25 protein-coding genes and 1 pseudogene are annotated in these 25,189 nt (G+C 67.3%); 9 read left to right on the forward strand and 17 right to left on the reverse strand.

Annotated elements, in window-relative coordinates; translation table 11 throughout:
- Positions 1-185: 185 nt before the first annotated feature.
- Positions 186-644, forward strand: a pseudogene (locus IFE19_RS18110) (c-type cytochrome); the annotation flags it as partial.
- Here IFE19_RS18110 and IFE19_RS09680 read toward each other — a convergent pair.
- From IFE19_RS09680 to IFE19_RS09695, 4 genes are read right to left on the reverse strand one after another with little or no spacing between them, the layout of a single operon-like run.
- Positions 640-1,374, reverse strand: coding sequence for a cytochrome b (locus IFE19_RS09680; RefSeq protein ID WP_207821810.1), 735 nt, complete (start codon positions 1,372-1,374; stop codon positions 640-642). The pseudogene IFE19_RS18110 and the gene IFE19_RS09680 overlap by 5 nt on opposite strands.
- Positions 1,371-2,102 carry a cytochrome c oxidase assembly protein gene (locus IFE19_RS09685; RefSeq protein WP_207821812.1) on the reverse strand — a complete coding sequence of 244 codons (732 nt, stop codon included), beginning with the start codon at positions 2,100-2,102 and terminating at the stop codon, positions 1,371-1,373. Before IFE19_RS09685 ends, IFE19_RS09680 begins: the two co-directional genes overlap by 4 nt.
- 57 nt (positions 2,103-2,159) lie before the next feature.
- Positions 2,160-3,425, reverse strand: a complete 1,266-nt coding sequence (locus IFE19_RS09690; RefSeq protein ID WP_428979966.1) for a PQQ-dependent sugar dehydrogenase — start codon at positions 3,423-3,425, stop codon at positions 2,160-2,162.
- Between the two features lie 41 nt (positions 3,426-3,466).
- Positions 3,467-3,886, reverse strand: a complete 420-nt coding sequence (locus tag IFE19_RS09695) for a DUF2231 domain-containing protein (RefSeq protein ID WP_207821816.1) — start codon at positions 3,884-3,886, stop codon at positions 3,467-3,469.
- A 264-nt stretch (positions 3,887-4,150) separates the two neighbouring features.
- Here IFE19_RS09695 and IFE19_RS09700 point away from each other — a divergent pair, with 264 nt between their 5' ends.
- The 4 genes from IFE19_RS09700 (at position 4,151) to map (ending at position 6,845) form a co-directional block, all read left to right on the forward strand.
- The gene (locus IFE19_RS09700) at positions 4,151-4,930 is read left to right on the forward strand and encodes a nucleotidyltransferase family protein (RefSeq protein WP_207821818.1); all 780 of its coding nucleotides are present in this window, start codon (positions 4,151-4,153) and stop codon (positions 4,928-4,930) included.
- The gene (locus tag IFE19_RS09705) at positions 4,914-5,744 is read left to right on the forward strand and encodes a metallophosphoesterase family protein (RefSeq protein WP_207821820.1); all 831 of its coding nucleotides are present in this window, start codon (positions 4,914-4,916) and stop codon (positions 5,742-5,744) included. Before IFE19_RS09700 ends, IFE19_RS09705 begins: the two co-directional genes overlap by 17 nt.
- A gap of 97 nt (positions 5,745-5,841) precedes the next feature.
- Entirely contained in the window at positions 5,842-6,078 is a 237-nt protein-coding gene (locus IFE19_RS09710; RefSeq protein WP_207821822.1) for a ParD-like family protein, read from the forward strand.
- The gene (gene map, locus IFE19_RS09715; RefSeq protein WP_207821825.1) at positions 6,075-6,845 is read left to right on the forward strand and encodes a type I methionyl aminopeptidase; all 771 of its coding nucleotides are present in this window, start codon (positions 6,075-6,077) and stop codon (positions 6,843-6,845) included. Before IFE19_RS09710 ends, map begins: the two co-directional genes overlap by 4 nt.
- Before the next feature lie 18 nt (positions 6,846-6,863).
- On the opposite strand, the gene IFE19_RS09720 is transcribed toward map, so the two are convergent.
- Positions 6,864-7,757 carry an SDR family oxidoreductase gene (locus tag IFE19_RS09720; protein ID WP_207821827.1) on the reverse strand — a complete coding sequence of 298 codons (894 nt, stop codon included), beginning with the start codon at positions 7,755-7,757 and terminating at the stop codon, positions 6,864-6,866.
- Between the two features lie 201 nt (positions 7,758-7,958).
- On the opposite strand from IFE19_RS09720, the gene IFE19_RS09725 reads away from it, so the two are divergent.
- Together IFE19_RS09725 and IFE19_RS09730 are read left to right on the forward strand one after the other, a co-directional pair.
- On the forward strand, positions 7,959-8,978 hold the full coding sequence (locus IFE19_RS09725) for a ligase-associated DNA damage response exonuclease (RefSeq protein WP_207821829.1): 1,020 nt from the start codon (positions 7,959-7,961) through the stop codon (positions 8,976-8,978).
- A complete protein-coding gene (locus tag IFE19_RS09730) occupies positions 8,978-10,600 on the forward strand; it encodes a cisplatin damage response ATP-dependent DNA ligase (protein ID WP_207821831.1) in 1,623 nt (540 codons plus the stop codon). Before IFE19_RS09725 ends, IFE19_RS09730 begins: the two co-directional genes overlap by 1 nt.
- A 247-nt stretch (positions 10,601-10,847) precedes the next feature.
- Here the strand turns inward: IFE19_RS09730 and IFE19_RS09735 are convergent, their stop codons facing one another.
- The 3 genes from IFE19_RS09735 to IFE19_RS09745 all read right to left on the reverse strand — a co-directional run bounded on the left by IFE19_RS09735 (position 10,848) and on the right by IFE19_RS09745 (position 12,664).
- Complete coding sequence (locus tag IFE19_RS09735) at positions 10,848-11,039, reverse strand: DUF3008 family protein (protein ID WP_207821833.1); 192 nt, start codon at positions 11,037-11,039, stop codon at positions 10,848-10,850.
- A 217-nt stretch (positions 11,040-11,256) separates the two neighbouring features.
- Positions 11,257-11,514 carry a SemiSWEET family sugar transporter gene (locus IFE19_RS09740; RefSeq protein WP_207821835.1) on the reverse strand — a complete coding sequence of 86 codons (258 nt, stop codon included), beginning with the start codon at positions 11,512-11,514 and terminating at the stop codon, positions 11,257-11,259.
- 82 nt (positions 11,515-11,596) lie between these two features.
- Entirely contained in the window at positions 11,597-12,664 is a 1,068-nt protein-coding gene (locus IFE19_RS09745) for an NAD(P)/FAD-dependent oxidoreductase (RefSeq protein ID WP_207821837.1), read from the reverse strand.
- 219 nt (positions 12,665-12,883) lie between these two features.
- On the opposite strand from IFE19_RS09745, the gene IFE19_RS09750 reads away from it, so the two are divergent.
- A complete protein-coding gene (locus IFE19_RS09750) occupies positions 12,884-15,346 on the forward strand; it encodes a ligase-associated DNA damage response DEXH box helicase (protein ID WP_207821839.1) in 2,463 nt (820 codons plus the stop codon).
- Positions 15,343-16,062: a ligase-associated DNA damage response endonuclease PdeM gene (gene pdeM / locus IFE19_RS09755; protein ID WP_207821841.1), complete on the forward strand. Its 720-nt coding sequence runs from the start codon at positions 15,343-15,345 to the stop codon at positions 16,060-16,062. Before IFE19_RS09750 ends, pdeM begins: the two co-directional genes overlap by 4 nt.
- Before the next feature lie 121 nt (positions 16,063-16,183).
- Here pdeM and IFE19_RS09760 read toward each other — a convergent pair whose 3' ends face one another.
- The 9 genes from IFE19_RS09760 to IFE19_RS09800 form a co-directional block, all read right to left on the reverse strand.
- Complete coding sequence (locus IFE19_RS09760; RefSeq protein ID WP_207821843.1) at positions 16,184-16,846, reverse strand: hemerythrin domain-containing protein; 663 nt, start codon at positions 16,844-16,846, stop codon at positions 16,184-16,186.
- A 114-nt stretch (positions 16,847-16,960) separates the two neighbouring features.
- Positions 16,961-18,100: a hybrid sensor histidine kinase/response regulator gene (locus IFE19_RS09765; protein WP_207821845.1), complete on the reverse strand. Its 1,140-nt coding sequence runs from the start codon at positions 18,098-18,100 to the stop codon at positions 16,961-16,963.
- Positions 18,097-18,672, reverse strand: a complete 576-nt coding sequence (locus IFE19_RS09770; protein ID WP_207821847.1) for a chemotaxis protein CheB — start codon at positions 18,670-18,672, stop codon at positions 18,097-18,099. Before IFE19_RS09770 ends, IFE19_RS09765 begins: the two co-directional genes overlap by 4 nt.
- Positions 18,669-19,505, reverse strand: a complete 837-nt coding sequence (locus IFE19_RS09775) for a CheR family methyltransferase (RefSeq protein ID WP_225910230.1) — start codon at positions 19,503-19,505, stop codon at positions 18,669-18,671. Before IFE19_RS09775 ends, IFE19_RS09770 begins: the two co-directional genes overlap by 4 nt.
- Positions 19,502-22,924 (reverse strand): response regulator, encoded by a 3,423-nt coding sequence (locus tag IFE19_RS09780; RefSeq protein WP_225910231.1) that lies wholly within the window; start codon positions 22,922-22,924, stop codon positions 19,502-19,504. The genes IFE19_RS09775 and IFE19_RS09780 overlap by 4 nt, the downstream gene beginning before the upstream one ends.
- 145 nt (positions 22,925-23,069) lie before the next feature.
- Positions 23,070-23,375 carry an energy transducer TonB gene (locus IFE19_RS09785; RefSeq protein ID WP_207821849.1) on the reverse strand — a complete coding sequence of 102 codons (306 nt, stop codon included), beginning with the start codon at positions 23,373-23,375 and terminating at the stop codon, positions 23,070-23,072.
- A 212-nt stretch (positions 23,376-23,587) separates the two neighbouring features.
- Complete coding sequence (locus IFE19_RS09790; RefSeq protein ID WP_207821852.1) at positions 23,588-24,232, reverse strand: hypothetical protein; 645 nt, start codon at positions 24,230-24,232, stop codon at positions 23,588-23,590.
- A gap of 26 nt (positions 24,233-24,258) precedes the next feature.
- Positions 24,259-24,606 carry a hypothetical protein gene (locus IFE19_RS09795; protein WP_207821854.1) on the reverse strand — a complete coding sequence of 116 codons (348 nt, stop codon included), beginning with the start codon at positions 24,604-24,606 and terminating at the stop codon, positions 24,259-24,261.
- Between the two features lie 199 nt (positions 24,607-24,805).
- The gene (locus IFE19_RS09800; RefSeq protein WP_207821856.1) at positions 24,806-25,189 is read right to left on the reverse strand and encodes a hypothetical protein; all 384 of its coding nucleotides are present in this window, start codon (positions 25,187-25,189) and stop codon (positions 24,806-24,808) included.

Below are 25,189 nucleotides of genomic sequence, written 5' to 3' on the forward strand. Positions count from 1 at the left end.
ATCCGCCGGGAGGCCGGGGGTTCCGCGCCGGAACCGGCGCCATATGCCGGTGTTGGAACAGGGTGCGCGCCCCTCCTCCCCTCCTTCCGCTCCCTCTGCTGGCCCTGCTCCTGTCGCTCGCCGCCTGCGACGCCACGCCAGGGGTGACGGACCGGGCCTTCTCCGCGTCAGGCGAAATGATCGCCATGAGCGGCGGCCCCGGCGGGGCGGGCAACGCCTGCTTCACCTGCCACGGGCTGGATGGCCAAGGCGACCGGGATGCGGCGCCGCGCCTGGCCGGGCTCGATCAGGGCTATCTGCAAAAGCAGATGGAGGACTACGCCGGCGGCCGGCGTCCCGACGACGTCATGACGCGGGTCGCCCGGGGTCTGGACCAGGACAGCCGTCGCGCCGTCGCGGCCTGGTACGCCGGTCTGCCCGCGGACGACAAGGCGCGGCCTGGGCCCGCCGCCTCCCCCCCGCCCATCTGGATCACCGGAGACGCCGGCCGCGGGATCACCGCCTGCTCCGCCTGCCACGGCGCCGCAGGCCAGGGCGCGGGCGAAGGCCAGCCGGCCGTCGCGGGCCAGCCCGCCGCCTATACGCTGGAGCAGATCGATCGCTGGAAATCGGGCCGGCGCCGCAACGACCCGCGGGGCGTCATGGCCGCCGCCGTTCAACGGCTGACGGACGAAGAAGCCCGCGCCATAGCCCGGTGGCTGTCCGGCCGACCCGCTTCTCCAGGGCCCGCCAGCGCCTCTGCCAGCGCGTCCGCTTCGGTCGCCGCTGCGGCACGACCGGCAGCATCGCGTGAAACACGTCGTCCCGATCGATCAGATGGTGCTTGAGCGCCGCTCCAGCGTGGATCGGGATCATCAGCAACAGGGCGGCCACCATGGCCCAGTGCATCCACTCGGCGACGGCTTCAATCGCCCAAAGCTGGGTGTTGGACAGGTTTTGCAACGGCAGCAGCGGCCAGGGCACGACGCCCGCCGCCATCAACGGGGTGTCACGCGCCGTCGCCGAGATCATCGCCCACCCCGACAGGGGAAGGCCGAACAGGCAGATGTAGAAGACATAGTGGGTGAAATGGGCGGCGACGCTCTCCCACCCCGGCTTGTCGGCGTCATTGATCAGATTGGGCGCCATCAGCCGCCAGGACAGCCGTCCCATGACCAGAAGAAGCATCAGGACCCCCACCGCAAAATGCATCTCATAGGCCGCGACCTTGGCCCCGCCGACCGACAGCCGGCCCATCCACCAGCCCCAGCCCAGTTGGAAGAAGACCAGGCCCGCCATGCTCCAGTGGAAGACGATGGCGACAGGGGAATACCGGCCTTCGTCATGATGGCCGGCCGCCCACTCCAGCGCCTGCGCGATCAGCCGGTCGATCATGCCGGGCGCGCCGTCTCGCGCCTCTGGAACAGGCCGGCGACCCGCCACAGGGCGACCAGAAGATAGGCCGCCGCCGCCGGCGCCCACATGATCAGGCCCGCCGCCTGCTGGTCTTCAAGCGGGGTCATGCCCCAGGCCAGGGTCGTGGCGAAATGCGGCGCGTAGAGCGGCTCCCCCGCAAAGACGAGCAGAGCCCCCAGCAGCCCCATCAGCAGCATGGCCGCCAATAGACCCGCGACGGCAGCGGGGACGTTGGAGGCCCGCACGGCCGCCCAGAACCAGACGGCGCTGCCGAGGATCGTCACCTGCATGAGCCAGTAGACGGCGTCGCTCGACAGGGCCGCGGCATAGAGATCCGGCGTGTGCCAGGCCCAGAAGACCATGGCCTGAACCGCGGTCGCCATCGCCAGACGCGGCGCCTTCAGGCGCGGAAGGCTCAGGGCGAGCAAGGGTGCCGCCGCGAACAGGAGCAGGAGGTGATGCAGGGTGCGCGCCGTGAACAGGGCTGAACTCAGGGCGCAGAGGGGCGAGATGAAGACGACGACCAAGACGCCCGCCGCCCCCAGCAGGGCGCGCGCCCCGGAACGGTTCTTTATCGCCCCAAACACGCCCCACGCGACGAGAAGTCCCAGACCCGTGAGAAGTACGGGATCGCCGTTCCAACGTCCCAGAACATCCGCAGGGTCGGGCGCGGGTCCGCAGTAGGGCGTCCAGGGCGTGATCGTCATGGTCGGCTAACGACCCAGGACGGCGACGGTTCAAACATGCCGGCGATCCTGGCCTTGTCAGCGCGAGGGCGCGATCCGCCAGACCGTGTTGGACAGGTCGTCGGCGACCAGAAGAATCCTCTTGGACGGATCAAAGGCCACGCCGACAGGGCGGCCGCGCGCCTCGCCGCCCTTGAGGAAGCCGGTGACGAAATCGACGGGCCGACCGACAGGACGGCCGCCGTTGTAGGCCACCCACGCGACCTTGTAGCCGGAGGGATCTTCGCGGTTCCAGCTGCCGTGCATGCCGACGAAGGCGCCGTCGGCGAACGGCCCCCCGAAGCCCCCGTTACGCGCGAAATCCAGGCCGAGCGCGGCGACATGAGACCCCAGGGCGTAGTCGGGCTTGACCGCCTTGGCGACCATGTCCGGGTTCTGCGGCCTCACGCGCGGATCGATATTCTGGCCCCAGTAGCTGTAGGGCCAGCCATAGAAGGCGCCGTCACGCACCTGGGTCAGATAGTCGGGCACCAGCTGCGGGCCCAGTTCGTCGCGCTCATTGACCACCGACCAGACAAGACCGGTCGTGGGCTCGATCGCCAGGGCGGTCGGGTTGCGGATGCCGGTGGCGATGGTGCGACGCGCCCCGGTTGCGCGGTCGATTTCCCAGACCACCGCCCGCTCCTCCTCCACAGCCAGCCCCCTTTCCCCGATATTGGAGTTGGAGCCGATGCCGACATAGAACCTGCTCCCGTCCGCACTGACTGTCAGGGACTTGGTCCAGTGATGGTTGATGCGGGACGGCAGGGCCGTCACGCGCTCGCCCGGCGTCGCGATGCCGGTCTGCCCCGGCTGGAAGGCGAAACGGGTCAGCGCGCCCTGTTCGGCGACGTAGAGATAGCCGTCCACATAGGCCAGACCATAGGGCGCATCCAGATTCTCGACCAGAACGGCGCGCAGTTCGGGAACGCCGTCATTGTCGGCGTCACGCAGCAGGGTGATGCGGTTCCCCCCTTTGATCTTGGTGTTGCCCTGCTTCTTGATGAAGCCGGCGATCACGTCCTTGGGACGCAGGCGCGGCGCATGACCACCGCGCCCCTCGGCGATCAGGACGTCTCCGTTCGGCAGGATCAGCATCTGACGCGGAATCTTCAGATCGGTCGCGAAGGCGCTGACGGTGAAGCCCTGGGGCACCGTCGGCGTCTCGCCGTTCCAGCCGGCGGGCGGGCTGATCTTCATGGCCGGCACCAGGGTCTCGTTGATCCTGGGCAGGTCGGGGGCGGCGCCGGTCTGGTTCAGCTTCGGATCGCTGGAGTTTCCGCAGGAGGCCAGGGCGAGCGACATGAGGGTCGTTGCGGCGCCGGCGGCGAGCAGGGTCTTTTTCATCAGAGGGTCTCCCGCGCGGAATAGGCGATCCAGCCGGCGACGAGGACCAGCAGGGTGCAAAGAATGGACAGGGTCAGGCCAAAAGCGCCGACCGAGCTCCAGGCGTCCTGACTGTGCTTGAAGGCGTTCAACAGTCCCAGCACCCAGGCCAGGGCGAGCGCGACCAGATGGATCAGGGCCCGGCGCGATCCGCGACGAGCGCCAAGAACGAAATCGGCGATGGAGAAGACGCCGGCGATCCCGCCGAACACCAGGGCCCCGGTGATCAGCCAGGCCGAGAAGTTCGTCCACTGGATCTCGGCGGTCTTCAGATAGGCGATGTCCATAAACAGGGCGAAGGTGAACAGGCCGATCGGAAACGCCAGCAGCAGACGATGCAGAGGTCGACCCCATCCGCGCGATAGTCCATGGATGCCCATGCCACCCTCTCCCTAATGCCTAGCTTAGGCTAACTGCCTGGCCGTGAGATGGTTCACACGTCTTCCATCCGTGCAGCGTCGTTTCGATCGGACGGCCGCGCCCTACCGACGCTACGCCAGGCTGAGGCTACCTTGCAGCGACAGGGGAAGCCAGTTCGCCGCGGGGCCCTGAGCGACCTGTTCAACTCCGTTCCCAACGGGGCGCGGCGGAACCCAAGCCTTCGTGGCTTCGTTCCCCTGCCCTGTTCAGGAACCCACGCTCACATGTCCGACACGGTCGCCGATCCCGCCTTTGAACCGCCGCCCGAGGCCATGGCCTTCTACGAGGAAAGCCTGAGGTTGCTGAAGGAATCCGGCGTGCCCTTCCTGCTTTCAGGCACCTATGCGGTCACGGCCTATACCGGCATCCGCCGTCCGACCAAGGACCTGGACGTCTTCTGCAAACCCGGCGACTACCCGCGTATCCTCGCCTACTTCCAGGCCCGCGGCTATCGGACGGATGTCGAGGACGAGCGCTGGATCGCCAAGGTGTGGAAGGACGACAAACACTTCTTCGACGTCATCTTCGCCATGTCGAACGGGACCATCGCGGTGTCGGACAGCTGGTTTGGCGAGGACCGGATCACGGTCTACGGCCACGAGGTGACCATCACCCCGCCCACGGCCCTGATCCTGTCCAAGGTCTTCATCCAGGATCGCTATCGCTATGACGGGGCCGATGTGAACCACGTCATCCTCAAGCAGTCCGACGCCATCGACTGGAAGTCCATGCTGGACCAGATGGACCTCTACTGGGAGGTCCTGATGGCCCACCTGCTCAACTTCCGCTTCGCCTATCCCACCGAGCGCGGCCTCGTGCCGGCCTGGCTGATGACCGAACTTCTGGAGCGGCTGGAAGCCCAGGTCGACCTGCCTGCGCCGCGCGTCAGGGTGTGTCGCGGGCGTCTGTTCAGCCCTCGCGACTATATCGCCGACATCACCGAATGGGGCTTCGGCGACGTGGTGGGCAAGGGCCTGGAGGAACGCCATGACCCCGTCTACTGAGCGCGCCAAAGCGGAGGCCCCCACGTCGGACCCCCAGACGTCGGACCCCAAGACGTCAGACGCCCAGACGCCGCAGCCCGGCATGGAAGCCGGCCCCGGCAAGAAGCTTCGCATCGCCGCCGTCGGCGACCTGCATGTCGGCGAGACCTCGCACCGCGTCTACCGCGACCTGTTCGACCAGGTCCATGAAGAGGCCGACGTCCTGTGCCTGTGCGGCGACCTGGTCAATTTCGGCAAGACCGCGGAGGTCGAGAACCTGCTGGAAGACCTGCGCGCCTGCCGCATCCCCATGGTCGGCGTCCTGGGCAATCATGAGCATGAGTGCGGACAGCCCCAGGAGGTGTCGCGCCTGATGTCGGAGGCCGGGGTCAAGATGCTGACCGGAGAGTCCTACGAGATCGAGGGGGTGGGGTTCGCCGGCGGCAAGGGCTTCGTCGGCGGCTTCGGCCGCTACATGCTCAGCCCGTTCGGCGAGGCCTCGATCAAGCACTTCGTCCAGGAGGCCGTCGAAGACGCCAATCTGATCGAGAATTCGATCCGCACCCTGCGAACCGAACGCAGCGTGGTTCTGCTCCACTATTCGCCTGTCGTCGATACGGTGGTCGGCGAACCGCCCGAAATCCACCCCTTCCTCGGCTCCTCGCGTCTCGGCGAGGTCGTCGACCGCTACGACAACGTCAAGCTGGTGGTCCACGGCCATGCCCACCGCGGCGCCCCGGAAGGCCGCACCGCGCGCGGGGTGCCGGTCTATAATGTCGCCCTGCCCGTCCTGCGCACCCTCGGCGACAAGCCCTACCGCGTCTTCGAAGTCTGAAGCGCCCGGGTCGCGCGGGCGGATCACCGCGCGCGCTTGCCCTTCCCGACACCTAAATATATGCTTCATATACGAAACATATATTGAGGATCAGCCCATGGGCATCGTCAACATCGAGGACGAACTGCACGAGCAGTTGCGCCGGGCCAGCAAGGCCTCATGCCGGTCCATCAACGCCCAGGCCGCCTTCTGGATCAGGATCGGCATGTTGGGCGAGTTGAACCCGGGCCTGTCCTTTCAGGAACTGGCCGCGCGCGAGTTGAAGGCCGCCGGCGTCGGCGCCGACATCAACGCCTCTGGCCTCGTTCCCTCGGACCTGACGGCCGCCGCATGACCAAGACCCCGGCCGAAATCGAACTCATGGCCGAGGCGGGCCGCCTGCTCGCCTCGGTCTTCACCCATCTGGACGGCCTGAAACTGGCGGGCATGAGCACCCTGCAGATCGACGCCCTGGTCGAGCGCTTCATCGTCGATGACCTGAAGGCCCGCCCGGCCAGCAAGGGCCAGTACGGCTACGGTTTCGTGCTCAACAGCTCGCGCAACCAGGTCGTCTGCCACGGCGTCCCTTCACCGGACGAAATCCTGTGCGACGGCGACATCATCAATCTCGACATCACCCTGGAGAAGGACGGCTTCATCGCCGACTCCAGCAAGACCTATCTGATCGGCGAAGTGGCCCGCCCCGCACGCCGCCTGGTCCAGACCACCTATGAGGCCCTGTGGAAGGGCATCCGGGCGGTGCGTCCCGGCGCCACGCTGGGCGACATCGGCCACGCCATCGAGCGGCACGCAACGAAGAACGGCTATTCCATCGTCCGCGACTTCTGCGGCCACGGCATTGGCCGCGAAATGCACGAAGCGCCTCAGGTCCTGCATTTCGGCAAGCCCGGAAGCGGCTTGAGGCTGCGCGAAGGCATGGTCTTCACCATCGAGCCCATGCTCAACCAGGGCCGCCGCACTGTCGAGACCCTGGACGACGGATGGACCGTCGTCACCACCGACGGCAAGCTCTCCGCCCAGTTCGAACACACCGTCGCCGTCACCCGCGACGGCGTCCGGGTCCTGACCCTTCGACCGGATGAAGCGCGGCAGGCCGCCTGAATCCAGCCGGGCTATGGATCAGCCGATGCCGGCCCCGCCGGTCACGCCCCAGACCTCGCCGGTGACGAAGCTGGCTTCCTGGGAGGCCAGCAGGACATAGACCGGCGCGATCTCCACCGGCTGCCCCGGCCGGCCGAAGGCGCTGTGGGCCCCGAACTGCTCGACCTTTTCCTGAGGCTGACCGCCGCTGGGTTGAAGCACGGTCCAGAAGGGCCCCGGCGCAACGGCGTTCACACGCACGCCCTTTTCGATCATCTGCCTGGCCAGGGCCTTGGTGTAGGCGACGATCCCCGCCTTGGTCGTGGCGTAGTCCAGAAGGATGTCCGAGGGCTCATAGGCCTGGATCGAGGCGGTGGTGATGATGGATGCGCCTGGCGGAAGATGGGGCTCGGCGGCCTTGCAAAGCCAGTGAAGCGCATAGAGGTTGGTCTTCAGCGTCGCATCGAAATCCTCGGTCGAGACCTCCGACACCGCCTTGCGGAACTGCTGGTGACCGGCGTTGACGACCAGGATGTCCAGGCCGCCGAAAACCTCCACCACCCGCGCGACCATGGCCGCATTCCACGCTTCGTCCCTGACGTCTCCGGCCAGGGCCAGGGCCTTCACCCCGGCCTTCTCGATCAGGGCGACCACCTCTGCGGCGTCCGCCTCCTCGGACGGCAGATAGCCGATAGCGACGTCTGCGCCTTCGCGCGCAAAGGCGATGGCGGTCGCCCGGCCGATGCCGGAATCCCCGCCCGTGATCAGGGCCCGGCGTCCTTTCAGACGGCCATGTCCGACATAGCTGTCCTCGCCATGGTCGGGCCGAGGGATCATCCGGCCCGCCAGGCCGGGTTCAGCCTGAGGCTGACGTGGAAAGGGCGGTCGGGGATACTGGTTGCGCGGATCCTGCATGGCGAGGCGATCGGACATGGGTCTTCCTCGTTGTGGCGCCTGTCCCGGCCAGGGGCGGCGCAGGGGATGCCGATCTAATGTCCTCGTCCCTCGCGACGTTCCACCCGGCCGCCGACCCGACCCTCGCAACGCTGACGAGCCCGCCGCGTTCTCCCTTGCCGTCCTCGGCGCGCTTGTCGCCGCAGCCGACGGCCGTCACCAGGAGACGCCTGTAAGCGCATGCCCACGCCCGGCCAAGGTCTCGCCTCTGTCCTCCAGCCCACCCCCGCCGGCCTGTGGTGCCCGGGGGGCGACTTCTACATCGACCCGCCGCGCCCGGTGGACCGGGCCGTCATCACCCATGGTCACGCCGATCACGCTCGCGCGGGACATGGCGCCGTCCTGGCCACGGTCGAGACCCTGGCCATCATGGGCGAGCGCTATGGCGCGGACTTCGCCGGGCGCACCCAGGCCCTCTCCTATGGCGAGCGGCTCAAGGTCGGCGGCGTCGAGCTCTCCCTGGCTCCGGCCGGACATGTTCTGGGATCAGCCCAGGCGACCGTCCGTCAGGGCGGCCTGACCATCACCGCCTCCGGCGACTACAAGCGCCGCCGCGATCCCACCTGCGCCGCCTTCGAGCCCGTGCCGAGCGACGTCTTCATCACCGAGGCGACGTTCGCCCTGCCGGTCTTTCGCCATCCGCCGGACACGCAGGAGATCGGACGGCTGCTGCGCTCGGTGCAGCAGTTCCCCGAACGCGCCCATCTCGTCGGCGCCTATGCGCTCGGCAAGGCGCAGCGCCTCATCCGGCTGCTGCGCGAGGCGGGCTATGACGAGACCATCTATGTCCACGGCGCCCTGGAACGGCTGAACCGGCTGTATGAGCATTTCGGCGTCGACCTGGGACCGCTGGCTCCGGCTACGGGATCAAGGGCCGACTTCGCCGGGCGCATCATCGTCGCTCCGCCCTCCGCCATCGCCGACCGCTGGAGCCGACGTTTCCCGGATCCTGTCACGGCCTTCGCCTCGGGCTGGATGAGCGTGCGGGCGCGGGTGCGCCAGCGCGGCGTCGAGCTGCCGCTGATCCTCTCCGACCACGCCGACTGGGACGAGTTGACCGCCACCCTGACCGAACTGTCGCCCCAGGAAACCTGGATCACCCATGGCCGCGACGACGCCCTGCGCCGCTGGGCTGAACTGCAGGGCCTGACGGCGCGCGCCCTGCATCTGGTCGGCTATGAAGACGAGGACGACGACTGATGCGCGCCTTCGCCGCCCTGCTCGACCGGCTGTCCTTCACGGCCTCGCGCAACGCCAAGCTCCGGCTGATCCGCGACCACCTGGCCGACGCCCCCGATCCCGACCGGGGCTGGGCCCTGGCCGCCCTGACGGGCGCCCTGTCCTTCACCGCCGCCAAGCCGGCCGTCATCCGTCAGGTCGTCGAGGGGCGGGTCGATCCCGAACTCTTCCGCCTGTCCTACGACTATGTCGGCGATCTGGCGGAGACCGTCGCCCTGATCTGGCCGGCCCGCCACGGCGCCAACCGCGAGCCGGAACTGTCCGAGGTGATCGACGCCCTGAGCGCCGCCAAACGCGGCGAGGTTCAGGGCCTGCTGGAAGGCTGGCTGGACGCCCTGGACGCCGACGGGCGCTGGGCTCTGTTGAAGCTGGTGACCGGGGGTTTGCGCGTCGGCGTCTCGGCGCGACTGGCCTGGCAGGCGGCGGCGGACTTCGGCGGGGTCGAGGTCGCCGACATCCAGGAGGTCTGGCACGCCCAGAGCCCGCCCTATGCCGACCTTCTGGCCTGGCTGGACGGCAGGACCGAGCGCCCCTCGGCCATGGCGCACGGCCGCTTTCGCCCGGTCATGCTGGCGCAACCGATCGACGAAGCCGTCGACCTGCCCAGGCTGGACCCCGGCGAATACGCCGCGGAATGGAAGTGGGACGGCATCCGCGTCCAGGCGGTCAGCGAAGGGGGCGTCAAACGCCTCTACAGCCGAACCGGCGAGGATGTGTCCGCCGCCTTTCCCGATGTCGTGGCCGCCTTGGCCTATGAGGGGGTCATCGACGGCGAGCTCCTGGTGCTGCGCGACGTTCGGGTCGCTCCATTCGGGGATCTGCAGCAAAGGTTGAACCGCAAGACGGCGGACGCCAGGCTGATGATCAGTCACCCGGCGGGCGTGCGCGCGTATGACCTTCTGGCCGCCGACGGGGAAGACCTGCGCGCCCTGCCCTTCGCCGAGCGCCGCAAGCGCCTGGAAGGCTTCGTCGCCGAAATCGGCTCAGACCGCATCGACCTGTCGCCCCTCGTTCCCTTCCGGACCTGGGAAGACCTGGCGGCCCGTCGCGCCGAACCGCCGCCGGGCGATCCGCAGTCGGCGGAGGGGCTGATGCTGAAACGGCTCGACAGCCTCTATGAAGCCGGCCGCCCCAGAGGGCCCTGGTTCAAGTGGAAGCGCGATCCGCGTCTGATCGACGCCGTCCTGATGTACGCCCAGCGCGGCCACGGCAAACGCTCCAGCTTCTACTCCGACTACACCTTCGGCGTCTGGACCGAGGATGCCGACGGCGTCCATGTCCTCACTCCCGTCGGCAAGGCCTATTTCGGCTTCACCGATGAAGAACTGAAACAGCTCGACAGGTTCGTGCGCGAGCACACGGTCGAGCGTTTCGGCCCCGTCCGCTCCGTCACGGCGACGCGCGAGTTCGGCCTGGTGCTCGAGGTTGCCTTCGAGGGCCTGCAAAGGTCCAAACGCCACAAGTCCGGCGTGGCCATGAGATTTCCCCGCATCAGCCGCATCCGCTGGGACAAGCCGGCAAAGGAGGCGGACGAGCTGCATACGCTGGAAGCCATGCTGGACGCGCCCTCGGCCGCCCCCTGACTTGGGCTAGCGGCTGTCCTTGTGTCGGGGATTGGGCTCGCCCGAGCCCGGATCCGTCCGGGTTTCGGTCGATAGCCCGGAGGCTTTGGAGCCCCTGGGTTCAGTCGCCGGCCGCGGAGGCTGTCCGGCCCGGTCCGGCGGGCGCAGATTTTCATTCTCGGCCTCGCGGCCGGTGCGTTCGGCAGGTTTGTCCGGTTGCGTCATCAGGCGTCTCCCAGGTGTGCGAAGAGGACAAGAGAGCCCGGCGTCACGCCGACTTGCCCGTGTGCTCCGGCTTGCCCTCGCGCGGGGTCGAAGCCATCTCCTCCAGCTCCTTGCGGGTCATGCTTTCCTCCATGGACTTCGAGGCGCCCCGAAGCTTGCTTTTCGGCGCATCGCCCCGTTTTGCGGCCAGGGCGGCCCCTGCCGCCTTCTGCTGGGCTGCGGATTTGGCGGGCATGTCGAAATCTCCCTGATTCATCGCCGGATCGAGCGAAAGGCCGGTCAGACACCTTCTTTCAACCCGCCCCCGAAACCCGGGTTCCTGAGGGGCTCCGCCGGCTCGACCCGACCGACCGCGGTAGTGGCATGGCGCTTAAGGACCGAAGAGTCCGATACCGGACAGAAGGCGGCGAGCCGCCGCGTGACCTTGATTGATCCAGCGCGGTTGGCCCTCCCTAGCCCTTCCGTTCAAAGCGCCATTTCATAATCAGGACGCCGCTGGCCATGACAAGGGCGCAGCCGTTGGCGAGGGTCACGGGCCATGCCTCGGTCAGCAGGCCGTAGCATACCCATAGAATGAAGCAGCTCACGGTCAGGGCGTAGGTCTTGAGCGAGACGCTGGAGGCGTCGCGCTCCTTCCAGATCTTGTAAATCTGGGGCGCGAAACTGCTGACAGAGCACAGGGCGGCGGCGACGCCGACCATATCGGCCATGGAGATCATAGGTCAGTCCCGAACTCGACCGGTCCGGCCGCAGTGAGTCAGCCTAACGCCGCGGCCCCCCGCGGGCTCCCTGTCAGGCAAGATAGAGGTCCGCGTCCGGGTCGGTCTCACCCCTCACCCAGGCCGCCACGACCTGGCTGGCGATCACCGAGGAGGTGATGCCGTTGCCCCCGAAGCCCATGACGCTCCAGGCGTGGGCCATTCCCGGTACTGGCGCGATATGGGGCAGGCCGCTGGCGCTCTCTCCGAAGGCCCCGGCCCAGGCGTAGGCGACCTCCAGCGCGACCTCGGGAAGCAGGCCCTTCAGCTTGGCCAGTATGCGCGCTGTCTTGCGTTCCAGAAGCGCTCTGCTGGCATGGGCGGTGGGAGAATCCTCATCCTCGCCGCCGACGATCAATCGCCCGTCGTTGCTCGTGCGCATGTAGAGATAGGGGTCTGATCCTTCCCAGACGAGGGTGTCTCGCAGCCAGGCTGGACCGGCAAAGCCGGGCGTTGACGCAAGCGCCCAGGTCGAGACCACCCTGGAGTCCGGCGCAGTCACGCCCTTGGGGCGTTCGTAACCGCAACAGAAGACCACCGCTGAAGCCCGTACAGCGAAACCGGTGCTTGTCAGCAAGGTCACCCCGTCGGGGTCCGACACGGCTTCGATCACATCGACCGGTGAGAAGAGCCTCGCGCCCCGGGCCTGGGCGCGCCGTAGAAGTCCCGCCGTCAGTTGAGCAGGATCGGCGCTGGCCGATCCGCCGCTGAGGATGGCGCCGGTTCGGTCGATCCCGAACCGATCACGAACCTGATCCGCCGGCAGGAAGCAGCTCTCCAGGCCGGCGTCGACCCTCACTGCGGCCTCGCTTTCGAGGGCTCTGCGGCCATAGGCGTCGCCCGCAAGATAGAGGGCGTCGCGATCCCGGTAGCCGCAACGGATACCCTCCTGGGCGATGATCTGTTTCAAGTCATCGACCGCGCGCCGCGAGCGCAGATAGGCCCGCTGCGCCTTCGGCCGGCCTATGCGCCTCCCAAGCGCCTCCAGTGGAAGATCGATCTCCCATTGCAACAGAGCGGTCGAGGCGATGGTCGATCCCATCAGAGGCGCCCTGCGATCAAGGACGGCCAGCGTGTGGTCGCGCGACAGCTCGTGCGCCATCAGGGCGCCGCTGATCCCGGCTCCGACGACGGCGACATCGACCGAAACGGCCTGCTTTAGAGGGCGAACCGGCGCCCCTGTAAAAGGGCTGTCCGCCCAGAGAGATCGCCCGCTTCTCAGGTCGCGCTTCTGTGTCAACCTCGCCATTCAACCCCCGACACGCACAGCCTGCGCCTCCGCTTCAGGGAACGCGCGCTCCTGTGGAGGGTTGCTCAAACCATGGCCAAGCCTCACCGGATCACGACGTCTGCAACGGATCCGACCCGCCAGCTTCCAGCGCCGTTTCGCGACTGGTTCGTGGACCGCGGCTGGACCTTGCGCCCCCACCAGCTGGACATGATCGACAAGGCGAAAGCCGGCGCCGATGTCCTGCTCGTGGCGCCGACAGGCGGCGGCAAGACCCTGGCGGGCTTCCTGCCCAGCCTCCTGCAACTCGCCGAACGCGGCCCGCGCAAGGGCCGCAAGATCCTTCACACCCTCTACATCTCCCCCCTCAAGGCCCTGGCGGTCGATGTCGAACGGAACCTCCTGATGCCGGTCCGGGACATGGATCTCCCCATCCTCGTGGAGTCACGCACGGGCGACACCGGCCAGGCCCGGCGCCAGCGTCAGAGGACATCCCCCCCGGACATTCTGCTGACCACGCCGGAACAGCTTGCCCTGTTCTGCGCCTGGAAGGGCGCGCGCGACTATTTCCAGGATCTGGAGTGCGTGATCATCGACGAGATCCACGCCATCCACGGGTCCAAGCGAGGGGACCTGCTTTCATTGGGGCTGGCGCGGCTGAGGACGTTTGCGCCCGGCGTCCGCTGCGTCGGTCTGTCGGCCACCGTGGACGACCCGGCCCGCGTCAGACGCTGGCTGTCGGACCGAGGCGACGACATCATCCTTGGCCAGGCCGGGGCGCCCCCCCGGCTCGAGGTTCTGCTGTCGCAGAACCGGGTCCCCTGGGCCGGTCACACCGCCCAGCACGCCATGGCCGAAGTCTATGAGACCATAAAGACGGCGCGCACCACCCTGGTCTTCGTCAACACCCGCTGGCAGGCGGAGTTCGCTTTCCAGGAGCTATGGCGGCTCAATGACGACAACCTGCCGATCGCCCTTCATCACGGCAGCCTTTCAGCCGAGCAACGCCGCAAGGTCGAGGCGGCGATGTCGCGCCACGAACTGAGAGCAGTGGTCTGCACCTCGACGCTGGATCTGGGCATCGACTGGGGCGCAGTCGATCTGGTCATCCAGCTTGCGGCGCCCAAGGGCGCCTCGCGGCTGGTGCAAAGGATCGGACGCGCCAACCACAGGCTGGACGAGGCCTCCCGCGCGATTCTGGTTCCCGCCAGCCGGTTCGAGATGCTGGAGTGCCAGGCGGCGGCGGAGGCGGTGGCTGAAAACGCCCTCGACGGGGATCCGCCCAGGATCGGGGCGAGAGACGTCCTCGCGCAGCACGTCATGGGCTGCGCCTGTTCGGAGCCCTTCGACCCTGTGGACCTCTATGAGGAGGTGCGCCGGGCTGCGCCCTATGCAGGCCTTTCCTGGGAGGCCTTCGAGCAGGTCGTCGATTTCGTCTCGACAGGCGGCTATGCGCTCAGAAACTATGATCGCTTCCGCAGGATCATACGCGGTCCCGACGGCCGCTGGCGCGTCCTCAATGAGGAGACGGCGCGACGCCACCGGATGAATGTCGGCGTCATCGTCGCCGCCCAGACCCTCAACATCCGGCTTGCGGGCCGACGCGGCGCCGGGCGCAAGATCGGCCAGGCCGAGGAGTGGTATTTCGAACAGCTGACCCCGGGCGACAGCTTCCTCTTCGCTGGCGAGATATGGCGCTTCGAAGGGGTCAGGGCGACGGATGCGATCGTCACCCGCTCGAACGACAAACAGCCCAAGGTTCCCAGCTGGGGCGGCTCCCGATTTGCGCTTTCCACCTTCCTGGCCAGGCGGGTCCGGCGGATGATCAGCGACCAGTCCTCATGGTCGCGGCTGCCGCCCGACGTCTGCGAATGGCTGTTCGCCCAGCAGTCGCATTCAAGCATTCCCGGGGAAGAGGATCTCCTGGTCGAGACCTTCAGGCGCGGCAAACGGCACTACATGGTCTGCTATCCTTTCGAGGGCCGACTGGCCCACGCCACCCTGGCCATGCTGATCACACGTCGGCTGGACCGGGCCGGGGTCGGGCCGATCGGCTACCTCGCCAACGACTATGCGCTTTGCGTCTGGTCCTTGCGGCCCATGGACAGCCTCGATTTCGACGCCCTGTTCCAGCAGGACATGCTGGGTGATGATCTTGAAGCCTGGCTGGACGAGAGTTTCATGGTGAGACGCGCCTTCAAGGAATGTGCGCTGATCAGCGGCCTGATCGAGCGCCGCATGCCCGGCCACGAGAAGAACGGACGGCAGGTGACCTTCTCCGCCGACCTGATCTACGACACCCTGCGCCGACATGATCCGGATCACCTTCTCCTGTCCTGCGCGCGCGAGGATGCGGCGCGCGGACTTCTCGACTTGGCGCGACTGGGGGAGTTTCTCACACGCATCTCGGGCCGGATCGGGGTCGAGCGCCTTGCGCATGTTTCGCCCTTCGCCGTGCCCCTGCTGATGGAGATCGGCAAGGAGCGTGCGCCTGGGACCACCGCCGCGGACATGATGCTGGAGGACGCCGCCCTGATTGACGAGGCCATGTCTTGAACGTCTCAAGCCTGGCCGACGACGGCGCCTTCGCAACGCGACTGGCCGGCACCGACGTCGTGTTTCGCGTCTCCGGCGCCCTCTGGTTGCCGGCGGAACGCACCCTGGTCGTCGCCGACCTGCACCTCGAAAAGGGATCCGCCTACGCCGCGCGCGGACAGCTCCTGCCCCCCTATGACACGCGCGAAACCCTCAACCGGCTGGAGCGGGAGGTCGCGATCCTCGCCCCCCGAACCGTCGTCCTGCTCGGCGACACCCTCCATGACGGTGGGGCTCCGACGCGTATCGGCGAGGAAGAGCGCGCGCGCCTCAGGGCCTTGGCGGAAAGGGTCAGGCTGATCTGGGTCGTCGGCAATCACGACCCCGAAGGCGCAGGCGACCTGGGCGGCGAAACAGCGGACGTGGTCGAGGTCGCAGGCCTTTCGCTTCGCCACGAGCCCAGCCCTGGCCCCGTGGAGGGCGAGGTCGCGGGACACCTTCATCCCTGCGCACGCGTCAAGGGCGCCGCAGGCTCTGTTCGCCGCCCCTGCTTCGCATCGGACGGCAACCGCCTGATCCTGCCGGCCTTCGGCGCCTATGCCGGGGGGCTCAACCTGCGCGATCCAGCCTTCGCCGGCCTCTTTCGCCTTCCTCCCACAGGCTACCTCCTGGCGCGGCGCGTTGCGGCGGTCCCCTTTGACAAAATGCGACCCGATCAGAGGTCCCTGGCTAGCTGAGCGCCGCTACAAAATCATAGCGAAACCGGCGCCAGATAGAGGCGCCGAAGGTCAGCGCAACGAGGCCGAACGCCAGTCCCTGTTGCAATGTCACGCCACGACGCCCCCCGGATTACCGATCTCAGGCCTTGAAGCGGATCTTCTTCTCGACCTCGGCGGCCGCCTTTTCTTCCTGCTTGCGCCGGTTGAAGACCGTCCGCATGAAGCGGCGATCCGCAAGGCTCAACACCTCTTCAGCGGCGACAAACTGCTCCTGCTCCTCCTCGCGGATGTGATGGAGGTATTCTTCTCGCAGGGCGGCGAAACGACGGATCCATCCGGGAGACGCCATGTCCCGCGCGGCCAGATCCGCGAGAAGGTCATCGATCTCCTTGTGTTCGGCGATGGCGTGGCGGGCGAAGTCCGTGGTGTCCGGGTTTCTCAGCACGCTGGACCAGAGCGCCTGTTCTTCTGCCGCGGCGTGCGCCTTCAGCTCATGAACCAGTTCTACAAAGAGGCGCTCGCGGTCGGGAGACTTCCCCTTCGTCTCCTCCAGCATGGCCAGGAGCGCGCGATGGCGATCATGGTCCTCGACCAGCCGACCGAAGATGTCGGGATCCCCCCTGAATTTGGTGGCGGGCGTGCTGCCGATCCGTGCGGCCAGGTCAGGCGCTACAGCCCGCGCCTTGGCGACGGCGTCAGCCCTGGCCTTCCGGGGCGCCACAGGCCGGACGCGATCCTCCGCCCGCTGTTCCTTTCCACCGGCTTTCGCCCGTATCTCGCTCCCCAAGACCCATTTGCGCATGCACTGCTCCTTTCTCGAGCCGTCGCCCCCGGAGGCCGACAAGCTCTGCATTCGCAGTACGAACCTTTCGGCGATCAGCCGGTTCCCGACTGTCCGAAAGCCGGCGCAGCCTGCCTAGCCGACAACCGGGAACCAGACCGTGAACCGGCTCCCCGCCCCCGCCCCGGCGCTCTCCAGTTCGACGGCGCCCTCATGCATTTCGACCAGCTGGCGCACCAAGGCGAGGCCGATCCCCAGACCCTCGCGCGACCGGTCGTCCGGCCCTTTGGACTGCGTGAAGAGATCGAAGACCCGGACCTGCATCTCCTGCGGCACACCGACTCCGTTGTCCGCGACATCAATCCGCACCCGGTCCTCGACCCGGTTGGCCGACACCTGGATCCGCCCCTCCGACGGCGTATATTTGGCCGCATTGGTCAGCAGATTGCTCACCACCTGGGACAGGCGGGTGAAGTCGCCGTCGAGCCAGATCGGCGCGCCCGGAACTTCGACTGTGAGGTCGTGGCGCCCCGCGTCGATCTTGGGTCGACTGGTGTCGACCGCCGAGTCGATGATGCTCTGCACCGTCACCCGCTCGCGCTGAAGCGAGATCTTGCCCTGGTCGATGCGGGCGACGTCCAGCAGATCCTCGATCAGCCGCGACAGATGGTGGGCCTGCACCTCCATTCGGGCGTGGATCAGAGCGCTCTTTTCCGGATCCTTCTGTCTCTCCAGCAGTTGGAGCCCCGCCCGGAAGGCCATGACGGGATTGCGCAGCTCGTGTCCGAGCATGGCGATGAAGTCGTTCTTGCGCCGGTCTGCGGCGCTGAGGGCCGCCGCATAGGCCTTGAGCTCGTCCCGATGCGACAGGATCTCCTGCCTCTGGCGGTAGAGCTCGATGAAGACATTGGCCTTGCTCTTCAGGATATCCGTCTCGACGGGCTTCTGGATGAAGTCCACCGCTCCGGCCTCATAGCCCCTGAAGCGCCGCTGCTGATCGGCGCTGCCAGCGGTGACGAAGATGATCGGAACGTGGCGCGCATTGGCGTTGCCGCGCATGAACTCCGCGAGCTGGAAACCGTCCATTCCCGGCATCTGCACGTCGACCAGGGCGAGAGCGACGTCGTGCACCAGCAGAAGCTCCAGCGCCTCGTCGCCTGACCGGGCCTTGAGACAGACCACGCCGTCGCGCTTCAGCAGGGCCTCCAGGGCGAGAAGGTTCTCCTCGAGATCGTCCACGAGAAGGAGATGGATCGGCTTGTCAGGGCTCGTCATGCCTGGCCTAGACCTTTCAGAACTTCGAGAATGCGCGCGAGCGACATCACTTGGGCGACCGGACAGGCGCGCAGGGCGGCTTCCGGCATGGGGCGGGCATGGGCGGTGGCCGGGTCTTCGACGAAGGTCAGACCGCCGGCGGCGGCGACCGCCTTCAGTCCCGCCGCCCCGTCCTCATTGGCCCCTGTCAGAACCATGCCGACCAGACCGGCGCCGTAGGCGTCGGCGGCGCTTTCGAAGAGGACGTCGATGGAAGGGCGGGAGTAGTTGACCAGCTCGTCGGACGAAAGGGCCAGAGCGCCGTCCGCCTCGACCAGGAGGTGATAGTCGGAAGGGGCGAAATAGACCACGCCTGGCTCCACCGGCTCCTTGTCCTCGGCCTCCTTCACCGTGAGCGCGCATTTGGACGCAAACAGGGGCGCCAGCACATTGCTGCGGTCGGCGGGTACGTGCAGGACCACCAGGATCGGCAGGGCGAAGTCGGCGGGAAGCGACGGCAGGAGGGCGAGCAGAGCCTGCACGCCTCCGGCCGAGGCGCCGATCACGACAGCGCGGGCGGGATGAGGCGTCATGGCTCGCGCCTGCGATAGATCTTCTCTTCCGGCACGAAGTCGGCAAAGGCGCCGGCGTGCCGCGAGAAGCGCAAGCTCTCCTTGGATCCGACGCCCAGGAAGCCGTTGCGAGCCAGGGAGTCCTTGAACAGGCCGACGGCGCGGTCCTGTAGCGGGCGATCAAAATAGATCATCACATTGCGGCAGGAGATCAGCTGCATCTCGCCGAAAACCGCATCGGACGCCAGGCTATGGTCCGAGAAGACGACATTGGCCCGCAGGGACTTGTCGAAGACCGCTCGCCCGTAGTCGGCGGTGTAGTAGTCCGACAGCGAGGTTCGCCCGCCCGACTTCTGGTGATTTTCGGTGAACTTGCGGATGCGATCCAGAGAATAGACCCCCGCCTCCGCCGCCCGCAGCGCATCGGGATTGATGTCCGTGGCGTAGAACATCGTCCGTTCGAAAAGGCCTTCCTCCCGGAACAGGATGGCCAGCGAATAGACCTCTTCGCCGGCGCTGCATCCCGCGATCCACACCTTCAGGGAGGGATAGGTCCGCAGGTGCGGCAGCACCTGTTCGCGCAGGGCCCGGAAATAGGCTGGGTCCCGGAACATCTCGCTGACCTGCACCGTCAGGAAACCCAGCAGCCGCGGCAGCATCTCCGGATCATGCAGGACGCGCTCCTGAAGGGCCGTCAGGCTGGGCAGGCCGAAATGGCTGCGCGCCTGGAGCAGGCGGCGCTTGATCGAGGCCCGCGCATAGTGACGGAAGTCGTAATGATAGCGCTGGAACAGGGCCTCCAGCAGCAGCTGGATCTCTATGTCCTCCACCGCATGGGGCGCGACGGCGTTCAACGGGGCATCCAGACGCGCACGAGCGAGAGCAGCTTGTCCACGTCCAGCGGCTTGGCCATGTAGTCATTCGCCCCCGCCGCCATGCAGCGCTCCTGGTCGTCGGGCATGGCCTTGGCCGTCAGCATCAGAACGGGCAGATCGCGCCAGCGCGGGTCCTTCCTCAGTTCGCGCGTCGCGGCCAGGCCGTCCATGACCGGCATCATGACGTCCATCAGGACCAGATCGATCGCCTGCTCGGGATCTTCGGCGGACTGCTCCAGGCGCTCGATCGCCTCCTTGCCGTTGCGCGCGATCTCGACAAGGGCGCCGCGCGGCTCCAGGACATTGGTCAGGGAGTAGATGTTGCGCACATCGTCCTCGACAATGAGGATCCGTCGCCCTTCCAGCACGGCGTCGCGATGGCGGGCCTTGCGGATCATCTTCTGCTGCTCGGGCGGCAGCTCCGAGACCACCTGGTGAAGGAAGAGGGAAACCTCGTCGAGCAGCCGTTCAGGCGACTTGGCGCCCTTGATGATGATGGAGTTGGAATAGCGACGCAGTTGCTGCTCATGCTCCGGCGACAAGTCGCGGCCTGTGTAGACGATGACCGGCGGATAGCCCTGCCCGCCCTCGCGGCTGAGGGTCTCCAGCAGGGAGAAGCCGGACGCGTCCGGCAAGGTCAGGTCGAGGACCATGCTGTCAAAGGTCTGGCTCTTGAGCTGCTCGAGGCACTCCGCAGCCGTGCCGACGCCCACGGTCTCGACATCACCCGATTCCAGCAGCTTGCTGACCGCTTCGCGCTGAACCACGTCGTCCTCGACGATGAGGACGCGCCGCACGGTTCGCGTGAGCTTCTCCTCGAGCGATCGCAGCACCTCGGCGAGCGCCTCGCGTCCCACGGGCTTCACCACATAGCCGACGGCCCCCAGCGACAGGGCGGTCTGGCTGTGATCGTCGGCGGAGACGACATGGATGGGAATATGGCGGGTGTCGTCGTCGCGCTTGAGCACGTCGAGGACGGTGAGGCCGGACTGGTCCGGCAGGCCGATGTCCAGCACGACGGCGTTGGGCCGATAGCGCTTGGCGAGCTTGAGAGCCTCCTGGGCCGTCCCGGCCAGAATGCACTGGAACCCCATCTCGCGCGACAGGTCCCGGACAATGGCGGCGAAGCGATCGTCGTCCTCCACGACCAGAAGCAGGCGACGTGTCCCGGCCAGATGATCGCGGTCATCGTCCAGGGCCCGGGCGAGCGTCGCCGCCTCCGCCGCTCGAGGGGTCGGAGCCCGGGCCGCCGGGATCGGAGCCACGCCGGAAGGCGCCTCTCTGGGCGCCACGCGCGAGGCGTCATAGGTCCGAGGAAGGATCAGGGTGAAGACGCTGCCTTCGCCGGCCCGGCTTTCCAGACCAATACGGCCGCCGAGCAGGCGCGCCAGTTCGCGCGAGATGGACAGGCCCAGGCCGGTTCCGCCGTAGCGGCGGCTGATGGTGCCGTCCGCCTGCTGGAAGGCTTCGAATACGCTGTCCTGCTGGTCCGGGGCGATGCCGATGCCCGTATCCGAAACCGCGAAGGCCACCTCGTCCGGCCCGGCCTCCGAGATCGACAGGATCACCTTGCCCTTTTCGGTGAACTTGAAGGCGTTCGACAGAAGGTTCTTCAGGATCTGCTCAAGCCTTTGGCGATCCGTCTCGAGCCCGTCATCGCCCGATCCCAGGTCGATCTCGAAGGCGAGGCCGCGATCGTCGGCCACCGGCTGGAACATCTGGCGGATATCATCGCCGAGGCGCTGCAGGGACACCGCCTCCGGACGGGCCTGGATATGGCCGGCCTCGATCTTCGACAGGTCGAGAATGTCATTGATCAGGGTGAGCAGGTCGTTGCCCGAAGACTGGATGGTGCGGGCGTATTTGACCTGGTCTTCCGACAGGGTCTCGTCGGGGTTGTCGGCCAGGAGCTTCGAAAGGATCAGCAGGGAATTGAGCGGCGTGCGCAGCTCATGGGACATGTTGGCGAGGAAGTCGGACTTGTACTGGCTGGCCCGCTCCAGTTCCCGCGCCTTGAGCCCCAGGGCGGCCGATCCGCGCTCCAGATCATCGCGCTGGGTTTCCAGCACCTGAGCCTGCTCCTCGAGCTGGCTGTTGGTCTGTTCCAGCTCAGCCTGCTGTTGTTCCAGACGCACCTGGGATTCCTTGAGCGCCCGCCCCTGCTCCTCCAGCTCCTCATTGGAGACCCGCAGTTCCTCGCTCTGGACCTGGAGTTCTTCGGACTGCCGCTGGGTCTCCTCCAGCATGTCCTGCAACCGGGCCCGGTAGCGTGCTGATCTCAATCCCGTGCCGATCAGCGGCGCGGCTTCCTCAAGCAGCGCGAGGAGACGCTCGTCGGGAAGACGAAGGAAGCCCAGTTCAAGAACAGCGTTGATCTCGCCGTCCGCGCGACCCGGGGCGATGACGAGGTGCCGGGGCTTGGAGCGTCCCAGCGCCGAGCCGATCGTCAGATAGTTGTCCGGCACCTCGGGCACCGTCAGGGCGCGCCCTTCGGCGGCGACCTGCCCCAGCAGGCCCTCGCGCGGACCGAAGCGCTCCGGGACAGGCGCGTCGGCGGGAACGCCGAGGGCCGCGACACGCCGGAACACGCCGCCCTCGCCCTTGAAGAGGGCGGCGGCCTGAACATCGGCGTAGCGCGCCAGATAGGCGAGGATGCTGGCCGCCAGCTGTTCTACGGACTGATCGCCCATCATGGCGTCCGCCAGCCCCACCTGGCCCTTGTGGATCCACTCCTGGCGGGCCTTCTGACGGGCGCTGCGGCGGATAAGAGCGTAGACGCCCAGGGTCAGGCCCGCGCCCAGCAGGCCGGACAGGACGCCGCTGACCAGGGCTGTGCGATAGGCGGCGTCCATCTCCTCGAGACGGGCGAGGCGGAGCTTCTGCTCCTCCTGCCTCATCATATTCACCTCGCTCCGGATGGCGTCCATCTCCGCCTTGCCGCGATCCGTGTTCATCCGGGACACGGCGGCCTGCAGGCCCTCGCTGCGGCGCGCCCGGATGGTGGCGTCCAGCTCGGTCATCTTGGCGTCGACATGCCTGCGGACCTGGCTCAGATGGGCCTGCTGCACCGGGTTGTCCCGGGTCAGGCGCGCCACATCCTCCAGGCGCCGCTCCACGGCGGCCGCGGCCATGTCATAGGGTTGCAGGTAGAGAGGATTGCCCGTCAGCAGATAGCCGCGCTGGCCTGTCTCGGCGTCCTGGACGGTCGACAGAAGGTCGTCGACGGCGACGATCACCTGATGGGTGTGAATGATCTGCTGATTATTCGCCCTCAGCACCTGGACGTTGAACCAGGCCACCCCGCTTGTCGCCAGAAAGAAGGCCAGAACCAGGGCCAGTCCTGCTGCGGACCAGGCTTCGGTCTTCGAGCCCGCGGGCGGGCGACGGAACAACATCATCAGCAGTCTGACCTCGGGTGAGCGACGGGAACCTCCCTGCCTAGAGGGCGGAGCCGTCAGCGCAATAACCTGTGCTGGTTTTTCTCGGCCTGGGCCGAGGCCATCGGTCGCACGCTCCAGCGGCGCACGCCGGCAAACAATCACCTCAGGGCGTGAACTGGATCGTGCGGGCGAACTGATAATCCTTGCGGCCCGGCTCGACCTCGGCGTCGCGCATCAGGGCGATGGCCGCCTCAGCGAAGCCCAGACCGGGGTGGGTCTCGCCCAGGACGCGGCAATCCTCGACCCGCCCTGCAGCCCGCGCCGTGCACTCCAGGGTCACCGCTACAGTCAGAAGCGGGGCCGGCGCCTCATGCTGCGCGGCCGCGGCAGATCTTTCAACCTTCGGGAGACGGTCGATCTTCGGCGACGCATCCAGCAGGATGGCCGCGGTCAAGGCCAGGATCATCATTGCAAAACCCTCCGTTTCCTTAACCGGGCGGGTCGCGATCTGTTCCAACGGCGCGGCCGCTTGTGGCGAACAAGGCGAGGTTGGATGCCTCTTGCGACCGGGCGTTTACGGCAGCCGGCCCCCCGTCCTGCGACGAGGGGCCGGCCTCGATCCTGAAGCAGCGCATCACCGCTCAGCAGGCTCGATCGGTTCCATAGGGCGTTGGACAAACCCTATCGATTGTAGCGCGCCCTTTCCTCGGCGATCTGCTCAGCGCTCCAGGGCTCAGCGGCCGCGTCAAACCCCGACCACCCGTTCTCGCGGTAGGCCGCGCCGCGCGACAGGGAATCGAACCCCCGCCGGTCGTTGAGAAGCGTCTCGACACGGACCCGATCAGACTCCTCGGTCCTGACGCTCACCAGGGTCCCGCCGCGACGGACGCCTTCGGCGTAGACCTGGGCCTCGCCTTCGTCATGGCCGGCCTCCTTCAACGCGCCCAGCAAGCCGCCGGCGGCGCCGCCGACCGCAGCGCCCGCCGCAGCCGCCACCGCGGTCGAAGCGAGCCAGCCTGCGGCGACCACGGGGCCCAGGCCAGGAATCGCCAGCATCCCCAGACCGGCGAGCACGCCCGCCCCGGCGCCCAGAACGCCCCCGGTCGCGGCGCCCTTCCCGGCTCCCTCGGCGACGTCGTTCTCGCCGTCGCCGTTCATGTCGCCGAACCGGCGCCCGTCTCCCGAATGGGCATGACCGTCGTGCCAGTTATCGGAATTATTGGAGATAAGGCTGATCCGGTCGGAGGCGACGCCGGCCCGCTCCAGGGCGGACACGGCTTCAAGCGCATCATTGTGATTGTCAAAAAGTCGCGTGACTACGGCCATTTGAAGCTCCTTCTTTATCTAGTTTCTTAGTTGGCGGAGGCGCTGACCGCGCCCTTGTAGTCGACCGACACCTTGCTCTCGGCGCCATTGCGCGTCGCGGTCGTGCTCCAGATGCCCTGGGCGTCCTGGCTCATGGGCCCCACCACGGCGTAGCCCTGCTTCTCGATCGCCGAGCGCGCCTGGGCTTCGGTGAAGGAGTTGGCGCCCGGCGTCAGGGCCGCGTCTCCGCCTGGCGCGGTGTCGACGGCGGGATTGCGCGGGGCTTCGGATTCCGACACGACCGGCCCTTCGACACGGCCCTCGTCCGCCTTGTTGTCTCCGCAGGCAGCCAGCAGGAATACTGTGGCGCCCAAGGCGATGATCGCTCTCGTCATTCGGCTTGTCCTTTTTGGTGATGGCGAAAAAACAAGCCCCCCGTCCGGAAGAGGGTTCCCCCTCTTTCGCCCCCCTCATGGCCCTGACCGCTCGCTATCGCCGCCACGCCTGGCCTGGAGCGGGATGAGACCTCTACCCGACACAAGGGAGACGGGAGGGCAGCCGCGCCTCAGCGAGGCGATAAGGCGGCGCTCGCCCTCACGGGCTCGACCAGCCGAGGACGCGCAAGGCCGCACGCGGGCGCTCGTCCCCGGTGAAGACCAGGGCCGCACCCTTGCTCCCATGACCGGGCACATAGTCGAGCGTGGCCTTGGCTGTTTCGCTCCCGCTCACGCCTTCAACCTCCACGGCGGCGGCGGTCAGGTCGCCCCGGTTCACCACGGTCACGTCCATGACCCAGCCGCCCGCGCCTCTTCGAACCGACTCTGCCTGGACAATGAGGTCAGGCGGCCTCACCTCGACCACGACGGCCCGCGCGAGGGTCCCGATGACGCCGAGGATCACCGCCAGGCCGATCAGGGCGCACAGGCCTTGAAGACGCGAGGGTTGCGAAGCGCTGGAAGAGAGCTTGCGGCTGGACAT

The organism is Brevundimonas pondensis (assembly GCF_017487345.1).
Lineage (GTDB): Bacteria > Pseudomonadota > Alphaproteobacteria > Caulobacterales > Caulobacteraceae > Brevundimonas > Brevundimonas pondensis.